The 15,436-nt window shown below is 66.5% G+C and carries 10 protein-coding genes and 7 pseudogenes; 10 read left to right on the forward strand and 7 right to left on the reverse strand.

The annotated features are described in order from the left end of the window. Positions 1-16: 16 nt before the first annotated feature. The 3 genes and pseudogenes from AC0IX7_RS03350 to AC0IX7_RS03360 all read left to right on the forward strand — a co-directional run bounded on the left by AC0IX7_RS03350 (position 17) and on the right by AC0IX7_RS03360 (position 1,095). Positions 17-388: a hypothetical protein gene (locus AC0IX7_RS03350; RefSeq protein ID WP_471810542.1), complete on the forward strand. Its 372-nt coding sequence runs from the start codon at positions 17-19 to the stop codon at positions 386-388. Positions 389-446: 58 nt separating this feature from the next. After that, positions 447-802, forward strand: a pseudogene (locus AC0IX7_RS03355) (ArsC family reductase). Positions 803-813: 11 nt separating this feature from the next. Further along, positions 814-1,095, forward strand: coding sequence for a DUF427 domain-containing protein (locus tag AC0IX7_RS03360; RefSeq protein ID WP_471810544.1), 282 nt, complete (start codon positions 814-816; stop codon positions 1,093-1,095). 148 nt (positions 1,096-1,243) lie between these two features. On the opposite strand, the gene ypfJ is transcribed toward AC0IX7_RS03360, so the two are convergent. Next, positions 1,244-2,161, reverse strand: a complete 918-nt coding sequence (ypfJ, locus tag AC0IX7_RS03365) for a KPN_02809 family neutral zinc metallopeptidase (protein ID WP_471810546.1) — start codon at positions 2,159-2,161, stop codon at positions 1,244-1,246. Between the two features lie 102 nt (positions 2,162-2,263). On the opposite strand from ypfJ, the gene AC0IX7_RS03370 reads away from it, so the two are divergent. Together AC0IX7_RS03370 and AC0IX7_RS03375 are read left to right on the forward strand one after the other, a co-directional pair. Then, positions 2,264-3,049 (forward strand): 3-hydroxybutyrate dehydrogenase, encoded by a 786-nt coding sequence (locus AC0IX7_RS03370; RefSeq protein WP_471810548.1) that lies wholly within the window; start codon positions 2,264-2,266, stop codon positions 3,047-3,049. Between the two features lie 86 nt (positions 3,050-3,135). Beyond that, positions 3,136-3,765 carry a DUF4893 domain-containing protein gene (locus AC0IX7_RS03375; protein ID WP_471810550.1) on the forward strand — a complete coding sequence of 210 codons (630 nt, stop codon included), beginning with the start codon at positions 3,136-3,138 and terminating at the stop codon, positions 3,763-3,765. Here the strand turns inward: AC0IX7_RS03375 and AC0IX7_RS03380 are convergent. The 3 genes and pseudogenes from AC0IX7_RS03380 to AC0IX7_RS03390 all read right to left on the reverse strand — a co-directional run bounded on the left by AC0IX7_RS03380 (position 3,762) and on the right by AC0IX7_RS03390 (position 5,933). After that, positions 3,762-4,412: a hypothetical protein gene (locus tag AC0IX7_RS03380; protein ID WP_471810552.1), complete on the reverse strand. Its 651-nt coding sequence runs from the start codon at positions 4,410-4,412 to the stop codon at positions 3,762-3,764. The two genes, AC0IX7_RS03375 and AC0IX7_RS03380, sit on opposite strands and share 4 nt — an antisense overlap. 57 nt (positions 4,413-4,469) lie before the next feature. Then, a pseudogene (locus AC0IX7_RS03385) lies at positions 4,470-5,463 on the reverse strand (cation diffusion facilitator family transporter). Between the two features lie 305 nt (positions 5,464-5,768). Continuing rightward, positions 5,769-5,933 carry a hypothetical protein gene (locus AC0IX7_RS03390; protein ID WP_167398800.1) on the reverse strand — a complete coding sequence of 55 codons (165 nt, stop codon included), beginning with the start codon at positions 5,931-5,933 and terminating at the stop codon, positions 5,769-5,771. A gap of 192 nt (positions 5,934-6,125) precedes the next feature. Here AC0IX7_RS03390 and AC0IX7_RS03395 point away from each other — a divergent pair. After that, positions 6,126-7,506 (forward strand): annotated as a pseudogene (locus tag AC0IX7_RS03395) (helix-turn-helix domain-containing protein). Positions 7,507-7,650: 144 nt separating this feature from the next. On the opposite strand, the pseudogene AC0IX7_RS03400 reads toward AC0IX7_RS03395, so the two are convergent. From AC0IX7_RS03400 to AC0IX7_RS03410, 3 genes and pseudogenes are all read right to left on the reverse strand, one after another. Continuing rightward, a pseudogene (locus tag AC0IX7_RS03400) lies at positions 7,651-8,597 on the reverse strand (aldo/keto reductase). Further along, on the reverse strand, positions 8,594-8,812 hold the full coding sequence (locus AC0IX7_RS03405) for a hypothetical protein (protein ID WP_471810554.1): 219 nt from the start codon (positions 8,810-8,812) through the stop codon (positions 8,594-8,596). Before AC0IX7_RS03405 ends, AC0IX7_RS03400 begins: the two are co-directional and overlap by 4 nt. 114 nt (positions 8,813-8,926) lie before the next feature. Continuing rightward, positions 8,927-9,298, reverse strand: a complete 372-nt coding sequence (locus AC0IX7_RS03410; RefSeq protein WP_254685893.1) for a hypothetical protein — start codon at positions 9,296-9,298, stop codon at positions 8,927-8,929. Between the two features lie 193 nt (positions 9,299-9,491). Between AC0IX7_RS03410 and AC0IX7_RS03415 the strand changes: the two are divergent. The 4 genes and pseudogenes from AC0IX7_RS03415 (at position 9,492) to metH (ending at position 15,395) form a co-directional block, all read left to right on the forward strand. Next, positions 9,492-10,444 (forward strand): annotated as a pseudogene (locus tag AC0IX7_RS03415) (ArsR/SmtB family transcription factor). After that, positions 10,441-11,396, forward strand: a pseudogene (metF, locus tag AC0IX7_RS03420) (methylenetetrahydrofolate reductase). The pseudogenes AC0IX7_RS03415 and metF overlap by 4 nt, the downstream one beginning before the upstream one ends. Positions 11,397-11,505: 109 nt before the next feature. Continuing rightward, the gene (locus tag AC0IX7_RS03425; protein ID WP_471810556.1) at positions 11,506-12,576 is read left to right on the forward strand and encodes a homocysteine S-methyltransferase family protein; all 1,071 of its coding nucleotides are present in this window, start codon (positions 11,506-11,508) and stop codon (positions 12,574-12,576) included. Positions 12,577-12,774: 198 nt separating this feature from the next. After that, positions 12,775-15,395 (forward strand): annotated as a pseudogene (metH, locus tag AC0IX7_RS03430) (methionine synthase). Positions 15,396-15,436: the final 41 nt, after the last annotated feature.

Genomic DNA, 15,436 nt, shown 5'->3' on the forward strand with positions numbered 1-15,436 from the left:
GTGAGAGGATAGGCGCATGACAGCCCGATCAATCCAGCCTCTCGCACTCCTGCTCGTCAGCCTCCTGTATTGGCAGCTCGTCAGCCAATTTTCGGGCGCGAAGGAGCCCTGGGACGCGGATGGCTATTGGCGGATCTGGTATCCCGGGTCGCTGGTGATATCGGCGCTATCGGGTTTCCTGCTGGGACGGCGAGGTTGGCTGGCCGGAATGATCGTCACGTTTTCGCAATTGCCGGTGATGTGGGTCAATACCGGCTTCGGCGGGCTGTTGATGGTCGGTGCGACGATCCTGTGCATCCTGGCCGTACCCGCCGTCGCCGTTTCCATGATCGGTGGCCGGCTCGCACGGTCTCGCGCTGGTGGTGGGAAGACGGACGGCGCGGTATGACGCCGGTCGGTTCGAACCGGTGGCGAACTTTGCGCCACGCGGCGACAGGGAGGCGATTTTGACGATCACGATGTTCGGCATCAAGAATTGCGACACCATGAAGAAGGCGCGCGCGTGGCTGGACGAACACGGCGTTGCGTATGCGTTTCACGACTACAAGACCGCCGGAATCGATACGGCACGCCTGAACGATTGGATCGACCGGGTCGGTTGGGAGGTGCTGCTCAACCGCGCCGGCACCACGTTCCGGAAACTGCCCGAGGCGGAGCGGGCGGATCTCGGTGCAGGAAAGCCACCGCGCTGATGCTGGCGCAGCCTTCGATGATCAAGCGCCCGGTCCTCGATACCGGCGAGACGCTGCTGGTCGGGTTCAAGCCCGAGCGGTATGAGGCGGCGGGGCTGGGGCGCGCTTGAAGGAGACTGACATGCCTGTCGCTACATGGAATGGCCGCGAGATCGCACGATCGGACGATACCGTCGTGGTCGAGGGTAATCACTATTTCCCCGCGGACAGCATAGACCCGGCGCTGCTGGAGGATAGCGCGACGCACTCCAACTGCCCGTGGAAGGGCGCGGCGAGCTACAAGACGCTCGTCGTCGACGGCAAGCGCAACGTCGATGCGGTCTGGTATTATCCGGACCCGAAGTCGGCCGCAGCCGAGATCAAGGGCCGGTATGCGTTCTGGAAGGGCGTGACGGTCGGTTGAGAGGCGGGCGACTTGGATCCTCCCCCGCCAGGGGAGGTGTCGCCGAAGGTGACGGAGGGGGAGGACAGGGAACAGACGTGACCCTTTCCTCCCCCTCCGTCTGGCAAGGCCAGCCACCTCCCCTGGCGGGGGAGGATCAAGGTTCACCTCAGATCGCCCCCGAGAACGTGTCGCACTGCGCGGGATCGCCGCTGTCCAGCCCGCGCTTCAGCCACGCCTGACGCTGCGCCGACGTCCCGTGCGTGAAGCTATCCGGCACCACACGCCCCTGCGACTCCTTCTGCAGCGTGTCGTCGCCGATCGCTTGTGCCGCCGTCATGCCCTCCTGGATATCGCCAGCCTCGAGCCGCGACCGATTCGCCGCCGCCCACACGCCCGCATAGCAATCCGCCTGAAGCTCGAGCCGTACAGACAGCGCGTTACCCTCGGTCTCGCTCGCCTGGCGCTGCGCCTGCTGGACCTGCGCGTTGGTGCCGAGCAACTTCTGGATGTGATGGCCGAACTCGTGCGCGATCACGTAATCCTGCGCGAAGTCCCCGTCCGCCTTGAACCGGGTCGACAGCTCGTTGAAGAAACTCGTGTCGAGATAGATGCCCTGGTCGGTCGGGCAATAGAATGGCCCCATCGCCGACTGCGCCGCGCCGCAACCCGACCGGCCATTGCCGTCGAAGAACACCAGCTTGGGCGCCTCGAAGCGCTGGCCGTTCTTGGCGAAGATCGCTTCCCAGGTATTGTCCGCCGAACTGAACGCGTTGCAGGCCGCCTTGCTCTCGGGCGTCAGGTTGCAGCTCGACGTCGTGTCGGTGCCGGCACGCGGCGCTCCGCTCTGCGTGGTCGGCGCGGACGATTGCCCGCCACCGAGCAGCCCGCCGAGCCCGCCCATGCCGCCGAACACCGCCATCAGGATCAGCACGACGACGATCCCGCCACAGCCGAAGCGGCTGCCGATCATCGGCAACAGCCCCATCAGCAGGCCGCCACCACCGCCGCCGAAACCGCCGCCGCCGCCGCCCGACCCACGCTGGTCCTCGACGTTGATGTTCGGATCGTAATCGTCGAGCCGCATGAATATGCCCCTTTTCGTTTCTTCTCGGGAACGAAATGCGCAAGGTGGCGCTAGAGTTGCACGGCGGTCGAATCCGCTGCGTAAAGCGATAGGGGAGTGCGCATGTTCCTGAAGGGCAAGACCGCGGTCATCACCGGATCCACGTCGGGGATCGGCCTCGCCTACGCCAAGGCGTTCGCGGCGGAGGGCGCCGCGGTGGTGCTCAACGGCTTCGGCGACGCGGACGCGATCGAGCGGGAACGCGCCGCCCTGGCCCAAACCAGCGGCTCGCCTGCGCTCTACGATCCCGCCGACATGACCAAGCCCGACGAGATCGCCGCGATGGTCGCACGGGCCGCCGCCGAGACCGGCAGCGTCGATATCGTCGTCAACAACGCGGGTATCCAGCACGTCGCCGGAATCGCCGACTTCCCGATCGACAAGTTCGACGCGATCATCGCGATCAACCTGTCCTCGGCGTGGCACATGATGCGCGCCGCGGTGCCGCACATGCGTGCGAAGGGCTGGGGCCGGATCATCTCGACCGCCTCGGCGCACTCGCTCGTCGCGAGCCCCAACAAGTCGGCCTATGTCATGGCCAAGCACGCGATCGCCGGGCTCACCAAGACGATCGCGCTGGAGACCGCGACCGACGGGATCACCGTCAACTGCATCTCGCCCGGCTATGTCTGGACCCCGCTGGTCGAGAACCAGATTCCCGACACGATGGCGGCGCGGGGGATGACACGCGATCAGGTGATGAACGACGTGCTGCTCGCCGCACAACCGACCAAGGAATTCGTCACGCCGGAGCAGGTCGCGGCATTCGCGCTGTTCCTGTGTCGCGACGAGGCCAAGGCGATCACCGGCGCGAACCTGTCTATGGATGGCGGCTGGACGGCGGCGTGACCGATCGGCGCGCCGCCGCCGGGAAATCCATTGCAGTTCAAGGGGATACGCGCTTAGCTTGGCGCAGGCCAACGGGACACGAGACGATGCGAACCTGGTTCGGAACTGCCGCGTGCATGATGGTCGTGGCCTGTGGATCGACCGTGGTCGGTGTCGCGAGCGCAGGCGCCGCGCGGTCCAACCTGGATTGGCGCCGGGTAGCCACCCCAGCCGATCGCGCGCGACTGCGCGGCTGGCGGGGCGCGTGGGTCGCCGCCCTCGCGCAGGTCGACCCGGAGGAGGTCGCGCGCGATCCGGTGCTGTTCAATCCCGACCGTTCGCTGGTCGACCCGCTGCCGCCCGCGGGCCCGTATCGATGTCGCACCTACAAGCTCGGCGCCCGCGCGGGCATCGGCCCGACCTTCACGGCCTCGGGCTGGTTCGCCTGCCGGATCGGCACGAGCGAGGACGATGGCGAGCGCGTGGTCAGCCTCGTCAAGCTCGACGGATCGCAGCGCCCGGTCGGCTCGGTCTTCGCCGACACCAATGCGCGGGCCATCTTCCTGGGTACGATGGAGCTCGGCGACGAGACGCGGCCGATGCGCTATGGGCGCGACGCCAACCGCGACATGGCCGGACTGATCGAGCGGATCGCCCCGCAGCGCTGGCGCGTGGTGCTGCCCTATCCGCGGTTCGAATCGCTCCTCGACGTGGTCGAGCTGGTCCCCGCGGCTTAGCGAGCGGCGGGCAGGGGCCCCGGAACCGTCGTCGTCACCATGCTGCATCCGGCCGCTCCCGTCGCGACCGCCACGGCGGGCGACCCGATCGGGCCGAGGCGCGCGAGATACTGCTTGCCGTGCATCTCGATCGGCGTGACGCGGCCGGCGTTACCGGCCAGCACCGCCTTCAGATACGAGCGCGGTTTCTTCATCAACCCCGGCTGATCGAGCGCGGACAGCCCCACAAGGCGCGCGGCTTCCTTGACGAAGTGGACGCAATTATGGTCGCCTAGGCGGTACACGCTGTCGGGCTTTCCCTCGCTCCACGCGTCGACCAGCCGCAACACGGCGACGTATTGCGCGTCGGTCATCACCACCGAGAATTGCGCGTCGCTGCTTGCGACATAGCTCGGCCTGGCGATGTCGAGCTTGCCCGCGACCGGTCCCATCAACAGCGCGGGCGATACCGATTTCGCCGTGAAGCCTGCATTCGTGTCGACCGGCGCGCCGCCTGCATCGGGCACCCCGCGCAAGGTGAAGAACGCGTGCGGGAAACTGTTGCCGAGTTCATGGCTCCAGAACGTGATCGTGACCGCAGCCTGCGCCGGCAGTGCGTATCCGACGCACAGGCAGAACAGGGCGATCAGGCGTAGCAGCGGTCTCATCAACCGAGGCTATCGCCGAGATCTCCAGCCTTACCAGCGGCATGCGTCTGATTTAGATCAGCGCTGCGTGGTAGTTTCGCCGCCGCTGGAGGCCGGGGCGGTAGCGGGCACCGGGGCAAGCGTCGCGTTCTCGCGCTTCTCGGGCCGGATATAGATCGACGACAGCGTCGGCACCGCGGCGCGCAGCTCGGTCTCCATCGCCTCGATCATCGTCTCGCCGTCGCCCATCGTCACCGAGATCGTCGAAGTCCGCGCTGATCGCGGCGAAGATGCTGTCGGGCGCGGCGTGGACCGTTCGGACATGGTTGACCGAGACGATGGCGGGATGCGCCGCGACGATCTTGCGGATCGTGGTGATTACCGCCGGGTCGGCGCGCTCGCCGATCAGCAGGCCCTTCGACTCGCGCGCGAGCAGCACCGCGACCAGCGCGAGGATCAGCCCGATCGCGATCGACGCGGCGCCGTCGATGCGCGGATCGTCGAACGCATGGCTCGCCCAGATACCGATCCCGGCGATCACCAGACCCGCTAGCGCCGCCGAATCCTCGAACAGCACGATGAAGCCGGCGGGATCCTTCGACCGGTGGATCGCCGACCACCAGCCCATTTCGCCCTTGGTCTTCGAGAATTCGCGCACCGCGATCGTCCAGCTGCTGCCCTCGAGTGCGAACGAGATCGCCAGCACGACATAGTTGATCGTCGGGCTCGTGAGCGGCTCGGGCTCCTGGATGTGTCGCCAGCCTTCGAAGATCGACACGCCCGCGCCGATCGCGAAGATCAGGATCGCGACGACGAACGCCCAGAAATACAGCTCGCGGCCATAGCCGAACGGGTGCGCCTCGTCGGCGGGGCGCTTGGCCTTGCGCTGGCCGTAGAGCAGCAGCACCTGGTTGCCGCTGTCGACCACCGAGTGGAAGCCCTCGGTCAGCATCGACGACGATCCGGTCATCCCGGCCGCGACGAATTTCGCCACGCCGATTCCGAGATTGGCGGCGAGGGCGCCGTACAGGACGATGTCGTCCTTGATGCGAGCGGTCAGTGTCTTGGCCATCCCGCCGTCCTACACGAGGGGATGCGGTTGGAAAGGGGCGGCTTTGCAAGAGGTTGGGGGTGCAATCGAAGCGCGACGGCAATTGGAATGCGGCTGCGGCGTGCGACTTGCTACTTCGCGTTGCGTCATCCTGACGAAAGTCAGGACCCAGAGCCACAAGCGTATCTGCCTGTAATCCTGGGTCCTGACTTTCGTCAGGATGACGGATGGCCACAAAGTGCAGCCGCCGCGCCAAAACAGGAATACCCGCCGGTGGACGAACCACCGGCGAGATCCTTTCCTCCCAGGAAACTGCGTAAATCGTGTCAGCCGAGCCGACCAAGGCGGTGGTACAGCGCACTCATCCGCATCAGCCGCGCGTCGTCGATCGAGGTCTTGCTGATCATCTCGCCGAGCACTTCCTTCATCAGCGCGAAATCGTTGGTCGAGAAGACGGCGCGCGCGCGGGGTTGTTCGGTGGTGGTCTGCATGGCTTGCCTCCTTCGATGGCTCGTCTTGTCTCTCTCTTTACAGCGACTGCGTATCGAGAGAGGCGATGCACATTCAATAGCGAGCGAGACCGGCGTGTCGGAAGGCGCGACCGCGTTACGCCAGCGTCGCGGTGTCCGCCGTCCTTGTATCTCGGCTGTCGCTCTGTAAAGATCGTGACAGGAGGGTTTGGGATGGCGGAACGAAAATTGCTCGCGGGGCACGCGATCCGTCGTCTGCGGCGCGGCGCCGGGCTGACGCAGGCGGCGATGGCCGACATGCTGGCGATCAGCCCGAGCTATCTGAACCTCGTCGAGCGCAACCAGCGCCCGGTCTCGGCGACATTGCTCATCAAGCTGGCGGAGAGCTTCGACTTCGATCCGCGCTCGCTCACTGCGGCCGAGCCCGGCGGTGGCGCGGAGGCGATCCGGCGGCGGCTGGCGGACCCGATGTTCGCCGACCTAGAGATCGACCGCAACGAGGTTGAGGAATGGCTTGCCAGCGCGCCCGGCGGCGCGGCGGCGTTCGCGCGCGTGTTCGATCGGATCGGTGGGGGAGAGGTGGTCGAGGCGGGCGACGATCCCGTGACGCTCGTGCGCCGCGAGATCGAGCGCTGGCGCAATCACTTCGCGGATCTCGACGCCGCGGCCGAAGCGCTGGCGGACGAGCTGCGGCTCGGTGCGGGCGACCTGTACGGCGCCATCGCCGAGCGACTGCGCGCGAAACACGGCCTGACGATCCGCGTTCTGCCGGCCGACGTGCTGCCGGACATGCTGCGCCGGCTCGACCTCCACGCGCGCCAGTTGCAGCTGAGCGAGATGCTCGACCCCGCGTCGCGGACGTTCGCGGTCGCGTTCCAGCTCGGCCAGATCGAGGCGAAGGCGGAGATCGATGCGCTCGCGAAGGGCGCAGGCTTCACCGATCGCGCTGCCGAGCGGCTCTATCGCCGCCACCTGCTGGGCTATTTCGCCGCCGCGCTGATGATGCCGTACGCCCGGTTTCTGCGCGGGTGCGAGACGACCGGCTACGATATCGAGCTTCTGCAACGCCGGTTCGGTGCAGGCTTCGAACAGGTCGCACACCGGTTGACGACGTTGCAGCGGGTGGGTGCGCGCGGGCTCCCGTTCTTCATGATCCGGATCGACCGCGCGGGGCAGGCATCGAAGCGCTATCCCGGTGCAAGCGGCGCGGCGCTGGTCGAGGCGGACGGGCGTTGTCCGTTGTGGCGGCTCCACCATGCGTTCGACCGGCCGGGCAGCCTGATGGTCCAGCTCGTCGAGTTGGAAGACGGCGCGCGCTGGCTGACGATGGCGCGGACGGTGACGCCGCAGGGCAGTCGCTTCGGCGCGGTCCATGCCGAATTTGCGATCGGCCTCGGCGTGGCGGCATCGCAAGCCGGCGTGCTGGCGGCGGCGAGCGGTTTCGATCTGGCGGGGAGGGCGATGCCGATCGGCAGGTTGCCGCGCCTGCTTCCGCAACGACTGCCCACAACGCTCGATCGCACCGGCGGGCCGCGCACTGCTGATAAACGAGCGGGAGCGCCGGACCTCGGCGCTAACGTTCGCGGGCGATTAGAGGCAGCCCGACCCCAAACCGATCCTCCCCCGCAAGGGGAGGTGGCACCGAAGGTGACGGAGGGGAGGATACGGAACAGGGGTTTTCCGCCCCCTCCGTCTGGCAAGTGCCAGACACCTCCCCTGGCGGGGGAGGATTGTTGGGTCAGGCGCCGGCTTCGGTCAGGGAGTCCAGCTGGTCCTTCGTCAATTCCAGCGTCATCGCCGGCAGCAAATCCTCGATCTGCTTCACGCTCGTGGCGCTAGCGATCGGCGCAGTCACGCCCGGCTGCGCGATCAACCAAGCGAGCGCAACCTGCGCATGCGTCGCGCCGGTAGCCTCGACCACCGAGTCCATCGCGTCGAGAACGGCCTTGCCCTTTCCTTCGAGCAGTTGGTCCATCCGACCCCCGCGGACGCTCTGCCCGAGATCGTCCTTGGTGCGATATTTGCCGGTCAGGAACCCCGAGGCGAGGCCGTAATAGGGCAACACGCCGATGTTCTCGGTGACGCAGTAATCCTGCAGTTCGCCCTCAAACTTGGTGCGGCTGACGAGGTTATATTCGGGCTGGAGCACGTGATAGCGTGGCAGGTCCGAGGTCTTGGCGGCCTCGACCGCGGATTTCAGCCGCGCGGCGTGGAAGTTGGACGCGCCGATCACGCGGACCTTGCCGGCATCGACCAGCTTGCCAAACGCTTCGAGGACGGCGTCCTGTGGTACGTCCTCGTCATCCTGATGCGCGTAGTAGAGATCGATGCGGTCCGTGCCGAGACGCTTGAGCGAGGCTTCGGCGGCGGCCGCGATGCGCGCGGGGGCAAGTTTCTCACCGCCCTCGCCCGGGAGCATGCCGACCTTGGTCGCGATCAGCACGTCGTCGCGCTTGCCGCTGGCCTTCAGCCACTCGCCGATCATCGCCTCGGACTCGCCGCCTTTATGGCCATCGACCCACCCCGAATAGACGTCGGCCGTGTCGATCATCGTGCCACCACCCGCGACGAACGCATCGAGTACCGCGAAGCTGGCCTCACGGGCGGCGGTCCAGCCGAACACGTTACCGCCGAGGACGAGGGGGCGATCTTCAGATCGGTCGAGCCGAGGCGGCGAAGGGTCATCGAGTCTGATCGCTTTGATTCGAGGGTAGTTCGGGATTCGAGGGTAGTTCTGTATCGCCAGGAGCGGCAGCGACCGCATTCAGGTCGACGCTGTTCGCATCGAGCATCGCGGCGGCTTCGTTCAACTGATGCGCTTCGTCGGCGGTAACGGCGCCGGGTTCGCTGGCCGATGAGCAGGCCGCGAGCGTAGAAACAGCAAACAGCGCCCCCACCATCACACAGTCATGCCAGCGAAAGCTGGTATCTTTCCGCGTAGGTCGTCGTGACCCGACCCGGGAGATCCCAGCGTCCGCTGGGAGGACAGGGAAGTGGGGGCGCCTTGGCAAGGCTTAATCCTTGATCGCGTTGCCGGCGCGGGTCAGCGCGTTGCCGGTGGCGTCGGCGGCGCGGTCGGCACCGTTGGCGATCGACGCGCCTGCGCGGTCTGCGCCAGCTTCGATCCGGTCACCGGCGCGGTCGGCCTTGACGTCGAGATTGTCGGTGGCGTTGTCGAGCTTCGCACCGGCGTTGTCGAGCGAACGCTCGGCCGAACCCAGTGCACGATCGCTGGCGGCGCTTACGTCGTCGACGGCGTTCTCGGTGGTCGCGCTCGCGTCTGCGGCGATCGCGTTGGCAGCCTGGGCCGTCTGGTCCTGCGCGTTGTTGCTGCAGGCTGCGAGACCGGCGGTGAGCGCCAGGGCGGGGATCAGGAACTTCTTCATGCGTATGCACTCCCGTGGATATCGTCTTGTGGACCAGCGAATGCCCGGCCCATAGCGCAATCGAACGCGGATAAAGCGTTTCCGATCCGTCACGATCGTGCGCGATGCGATAAGTCGCAGAGACTTATGGCGGAAGTCGAAGACGCTCACACCTGCGTTGACCTCATATAAAGAAATCTTTATATGAGCTTTTATGACGATGGCGCTCGAAATCTTCCGTGCACTGGCGGACGCAACCCGGTTGCGGATCCTTGCGCTGTTGCGGCGGATGGAGCTGTCGGTCGGCGAACTCGCGCAGGTGCTTGGTCAGAGCCAGCCGCGGGTGTCGCGGCACGTAAAAATCTTGTGCGACGCCGGACTTGCCGAACGCCGCAAGGAGGGCAGCTGGGTGTTCGTCGCGCTCGGCGCGCCGGCTGTGGTCGAGCCGGTCGCGAGTGCACTCGACGTCTGGGCGAAGGCCGAGCCGGATCACTGGGCGGTCGCGGATGCGGCGCGGCTGGCGGCGGTGCGCGCCGACCGGGCGGCGTCCGCGGCGGCGTGGTTCGAGGGGCATGCCGACGAATGGGATGCGATCCGGTCGCTGCATGTCGCCGACAGCGAGGTCGAGACGGCGATGGCCGCGGTACTGGGCGACGCGCCGATCGGGACGCTGATCGATATCGGTACGGGCACCGGGCGGATGCTCGAACTGTTCGGCGGGCGGGCTTCGGTCGCGCTCGGGATCGATCGCAGTTCGGAGATGCTGCGGCTCGCACGCGCCAAGCTGCACGACATGACGCACGCCGAACTGCGCCAAGCGGATTTGTACGCGCTGCCGATGGCGGATGCGGCGGCCGATGTCGCGATTCTGCACCATGTCCTGCATTTCGCGCAGCAGCCCGGCGCTGCGGTGAGCGAGGCGGCACGCGTGCTCGCACCGGGTGGGCGGTTGCTGATCGCCGACTTTGCCAGCCACGACCGCGAGGAACTGCGGGTGCGCGATGCGCATACGCGGCTCGGCTTGCGGACGAGCAGATGGCGGCGTGGTTCGAGGCGGCGGGCTTGCAAACGGCGCGCGTGGAGACGCTCGAGGGCGGTGAGTTGACGGTGAAATTATGGCTCGGCCGAAAGATCGGCGCGAGCTTGCGTGAGGTGAAGGCGGCATGACGAACTCTTCGATTTCCCAATTGGCCCCCAACCCGACCGAAGCGCGCCGCGCGCTCGAGGAACCGCTGTTCGCGGATCTGGCGGGCGACGTCGGCATCAGCTTCGAATTCTTCCCGCCGAAAACCGAGAAGATGGAGACGCAGCTCTGGGAGGCGATCCGCACGCTGGAGCCGCTCGGCCCGGATTTCGTGTCGGTGACGTATGGCGCGGGCGGTTCCACGCGCGAGCGGACGCATGCGACGGTCGCGCGGATCCAGCGCGAGACGTCGATGAACGCGGCCGCGCACCTGACCTGCGTCGAGGCGACCAAGGCCGAGATCGACCAGGTCGCCGAGGAATATTGGGCGGCGGGCGTGCGCCATATCGTCGCGTTGCGCGGCGACATGCCGACGCTCGGCCAGCCGTATCAGGCGCATCCGGGCGGGTATGAGAATGCGGCGGCCTTGGTCGCTGGCCTGAGGAAGCTGCACCCGTTCGAGATTTCGGTCGCGGCCTATCCCGAATGCCATCCGGAATCGGGGGGCATGATGCGGACATCGACAATCTGAAGCGCAAGATCGATGCCGGTGCGACCCGCGCGATCACCCAGTTCTTCTTCTCGCCCGAGGCGTATTTCCGGTTTCGCGACCGGGTTGCGGCGGCCGGGATCACCGCGCAGATCCTGCCCGGTATCCTGCCGGTGTCGAACGTGGCGCAGACGCGGAAGTTCGCCGGGCTGTGCGGGGCGGAGATCCCGGCGTGGATGGACCGGTTGTTCGAGGGGCTCGACGATCATCCCTCGGCGCGGCAGCTCGTGGCGGCGACGATCGCGGCCGAGATGTGCCGACGGCTCTATGCGGGCGGCGTGAAGGATTTCCATTTCTACACGCTCAACCGCGCGGAACTGGCCTATGCGATCTGCCACATGCTCGGTGTTCGCGCGAAGCCGAGCGAAAAGGTCGCCGCGGCATAGCTCCTCCCGCTTGCGGGAGGGGTCGAGGAGGGCGTGGCCCAACCCGACCGTCTCGCTTGCGGCACTTCCCTCCCCGACCCCTCCCGCCAGCGGGAGGAGGAGATTGACGATGACACCACGTGAACGTTTCAACGCGGAAGCCGCCAAGCGCATCCTGATCACCGATGGCGCGTTCGGCACCGAGATCCAGAACTGGAAGCTCGACGAGGCAGCCTATGCGGGGTCCTATGCGGGGTCGCTCGGCCTGAGCCACGACCAGAAGGGCAACAACGACATCCTGGCGATCACCAAGCCGGAAGTCCCCGAGACGATTACGAGGGAGTATCTCGAAGCCGGGTCGGACATCGTCTCGACCAACACGTTCAGCGCCAACGTGATCTCGCAGGCTGATTACGGCGCGGAGCATCTGGTCCGCGAGATCAACGTCGAGTCCGCGCGGATCGCCCGCGCGCTCGCGACCGAATACGAAGCGAAGGACGGCCGTCCGCGCTTCGTCGCCGGCGCGATCGGGCCGACCAACAAGACGCTGTCGCTGTCGCCCGACGTCAACGATCCCGGCTATCGCGAGATCGACTTCGATTACCTCAAGGGCGTGTACCGCGAGCAGATCGACGCGCTGCTGGAAGGCGGCGAAGGGGTCGGCGTCGACTTCATCCTGATCGAGACGGTGTTCGACACGCTCAACGCCAAGGCGGGCATCATGGCGGCGATCGAGGCGGGCGACGCGCTCGGGCGCGACGTGCCGATCATGATGTCGATGACGTTGACCGATCTGTCGGGGCGCAACCTGTCGGGGCATACGGTCGAGGCGTTCTGGCACGCGGTGCGGCATGCCAAGCCGATTACGATCGGGCTCAACTGCTCGTTCGGCGCGGAGCAACTGCGGCCGCATGTGAAGACGCTGTCGGCGATCGCGGACACGCTGATCATGGTGTATCCGAATGCGGGGCTTCCCAACGAACTCGGCGAGTATGACGAGCAGCCGGAGACGACGGCGGGGCTGGTCGGCGAGTGGGCGGTGGCCAAGCAGGTCAACGTGCTCGGCGGGTGCTGCGGGTCGACCCCGGCGCATATCAAGGCGATGGCCGACGGCGTGCGCGGGCTTGAACCGCGTGCGGTCTCGCGGCCCGAAGTGCGGACCAAACTCGCCGGACTAGAGCCGTTCACGATGGCGGCTTAGTTCCCCTTCCGCTTGCGGGAGGGGTTAGGGGAGGGGCTGGCCCAACCCGACCCCCTCGCTTGCGGCACGTCCCTCCCCCGACCCCTCCCGTAAGCGGGAGGAGGAAAGCAGATCATGACCACCACTTCCTCCTCCTCCTTCGTCAATATCGGCGAGCGCACCAACGTCACCGGCTCCGCGCGCTTCAAGAAGCTGATCATGGCGGGCGATTACCCCGCCGCGGTCGAGGTCGCGCGCCAGCAGGTCGAGAGCGGGGCGCAGGTGCTCGACGTCAATATGGACGAGGGGCTGCTCGACGCGCACCACGCGATGACGACGTTCCTCAAGCTGATCGCCGCCGAGCCCGACATCGCGCGCATCCCGTTCATGGTCGACAGCTCGAAATGGAGCGTGATCGAGGCCGGGCTGAAGTGCGTCAGCGGCAAGCCGATCGTCAATTCGATCAGCATGAAGGAGGGCGAGGAGCAGTTCCTGGCGCAGGCCAAGAAGTGCATGGCGTACGGCGCGGCGGTCGTCGTCATGGCGTTCGACGAGGTCGGGCAGGCCGACACCAAGGACCGGAAAGTCGAGATCTGCGAGCGCGCGTACAAGCTGCTCGTCGGGATCGGCTTCCCGCCCGAGGACATCATCTTCGATCCCAACGTGTTTGCGGTCGCGACGGGGATCGAGGAGCACAACAACTACGGCGTCGACTTCATCGAGGCGTGCAAGGAGATCAAGGCACGCTGCCCGCACGTCCATATCTCGGGCGGGCTGTCGAACTTCAGCTTCTCGTTTCGCGGCAACGAGCCGGTGCGCCGGGCGATGCACAGCGTGTTCCTGTACTACGCGATCCCCGCGGGCATGGACATGGCGATCGTCAACGCCGGCCAGCTTGACATCTATGACGACATCGATCCCGAGCTGCGCAAGGCGGTCGAGGACGTCGTGCTCAACACCGATCCCGAGGCCGGCGACCGGCTGGTCGCGCTCGCCGAGCGCTATCGCGGCACCGACGTGGTCGCCGAGAAGGCGGCGGCGGAATGGCGTTCGCTCGGCGTCAACAAGCGGCTCGAATATGCGCTGGTGAAGGGCATCGACCTGCACGTCGTCGAGGATACCGAGGAAGCGCGGCAGATCATCGCCGGCAACGGCGGGCGGCCGATCGAGGTCATCGAAGGCCCGCTGATGGACGGCATGAACGTCGTCGGCGACCTGTTCGGCTCCGGGAAAATGTTCCTGCCGCAGGTCGTCAAGTCGGCGCGCGTGATGAAGAAGGCGGTCGCGCATCTGCTGCCGTATATCGAGGCGGCCAAGGAGCCCGGCGCACGCGGCAAGGGCAAGATCATCATGGCGACCGTTAAGGGCGACGTGCATGATATCGGCAAGAACATCGTCGGCGTGGTGCTCCAGTGCAACGGCTTCGACGTGGTCGATCTTGGCGTGATGGTGCCGTGGTCGAAGATCCTCGAAGCGGCGAACGAGAACGACGCGGACATGATCGGGCTTTCGGGGCTGATCACGCCAAGCCTCGATGAGATGGTGACGGTTGCCGAGGAGATGAAGCGGGCGGGCATGACGATGCCGCTGCTGATCGGCGGCGCGACGACGTCGAAGGTCCACACCGCGCTCAGGATCGCGCCGGCCTATGATGGGCCGGTGGTGCATGTGCTCGACGCGAGCCGCGCCGTGGGTGTGGCGTCGACTTTGGTGTCGGACACGATCCGCGACGAGTTCGTGACGAAGACTGCGGACGAATATGAGGCGGTGCGGATCTCGCGCGCGAACAAGGGGCAGAGTGAATTGCTGCCCTTGGCTACCGCACGGGAGCGTAAGTTCGTGGCGGACTTTTCGTTGAAGCCTGCTGCGCCCGTGAAACCCGGCGTGCACGTATTCGCGGACTGGGACCTGACCGATCTGCGCGACTATATCGACTGGACGCCGTTCTTCCGCGCGTGGGAACTGGCGGGCAATTTCCCGGCGATCCTGACCGACGAGGTCGTCGGCGAAGTGCGAGCGCGCTGTATGCGGATGCGCAGGCGATGCTCGACACGATCGTCGCGGAGAAGTGGCTGACCCCGCGCGGTGTTGCGGGGCTATGGCCGGCGCGCCGCGAAGGCGATGACGTGGTGGTTACTGCTCCTCTCCCCTGCGGGGAGAGGGCTGGAGTGAGGGGCAGCCAAGCCAGTGCTGCGCCCGGAACAGCCCCTCACCCCAGCCCCTCTCCCCGCAGGGAGAGGAGCAGGAAGAGTCCGCCTCCCATGCTGCGCCAGCAGATCGCCAAGCGCGAGGGCCGCGCCAACATGTGTCTCGCCGACTTCATCGACACCCAGGACGACTGGTTCGGCGGGTTCGCGGTCGGCATCCACGGCATCGACGAGCATATCGCGCGCTTCAAGGCGGGGCATGACGATTACAACGACATCCTGCTCAAGGCGCTCGCCGACCGCTTCGCCGAGGCCTTCGCCGAACGCCTCCACAAGCATGTCCGTCAGGAGCTGTGGGGCTATGCGCCGGAGGAGCAGCTCACAAACGACGCGCTGATCAAGGAGCAGTATCGCGGCATCCGCCCCGCACCGGGCTATCCCGCGTGCCCGGACCACAGCCTCAAGCCGATTCTGTTCGACCTGCTCGACGCGCCGACCGCGACCGGCCTCGAACTGACCGAGAGCTTCGCGATGTTCCCGACCGCCGCCGTCTCCGGCTTCTATTTCGGCCACCCGCAGGCGGAGTATTTCGGCGTCGCGCGCGTCGGCCGCGACCAGCTCGAGGATTACGCGACACGCCGTGGCGCCGACCTCAAGACCGCGGAACGCTGGCTTCGTCCTAACCTCGACTAAGGTCCGGGCTCGCGCGCGGAACAACCGCCGCGAGCCCGCGC

This window comes from Sphingomonas sp. AC411, assembly GCF_979253035.1.

Excerpts from the sequence above, each read along its gene's own strand:
- AC0IX7_RS03350 (WP_471810542.1), top strand. The coding sequence starts at position 17 with ATGACAGCCCGATCAATCCAGCCTCTCGCACTCCTGCTCGTCAGCCTC.
- AC0IX7_RS03360 (WP_471810544.1), top strand. The coding sequence starts at position 814 with ATGCCTGTCGCTACATGGAATGGCCGCGAGATCGCACGATCGGACGAT.
- ypfJ (WP_471810546.1), bottom strand. The coding sequence starts at position 2,161 with ATGCGGCTCGACGATTACGATCCGAACATCAACGTCGAGGACCAGCGT.
- AC0IX7_RS03370 (WP_471810548.1), top strand. The coding sequence starts at position 2,264 with ATGTTCCTGAAGGGCAAGACCGCGGTCATCACCGGATCCACGTCGGGG.
- AC0IX7_RS03375 (WP_471810550.1), top strand. The coding sequence starts at position 3,136 with ATGCGAACCTGGTTCGGAACTGCCGCGTGCATGATGGTCGTGGCCTGT.
- AC0IX7_RS03380 (WP_471810552.1), bottom strand. The coding sequence starts at position 4,412 with ATGAGACCGCTGCTACGCCTGATCGCCCTGTTCTGCCTGTGCGTCGGA.
- AC0IX7_RS03390 (WP_167398800.1), bottom strand. The coding sequence starts at position 5,933 with ATGCAGACCACCACCGAACAACCCCGCGCGCGCGCCGTCTTCTCGACC.
- AC0IX7_RS03405 (WP_471810554.1), bottom strand. The coding sequence starts at position 8,812 with ATGGTGGGGGCGCTGTTTGCTGTTTCTACGCTCGCGGCCTGCTCATCG.
- AC0IX7_RS03410 (WP_254685893.1), bottom strand. The coding sequence starts at position 9,298 with ATGAAGAAGTTCCTGATCCCCGCCCTGGCGCTCACCGCCGGTCTCGCA.
- AC0IX7_RS03425 (WP_471810556.1), top strand. The coding sequence starts at position 11,506 with ATGACACCACGTGAACGTTTCAACGCGGAAGCCGCCAAGCGCATCCTG.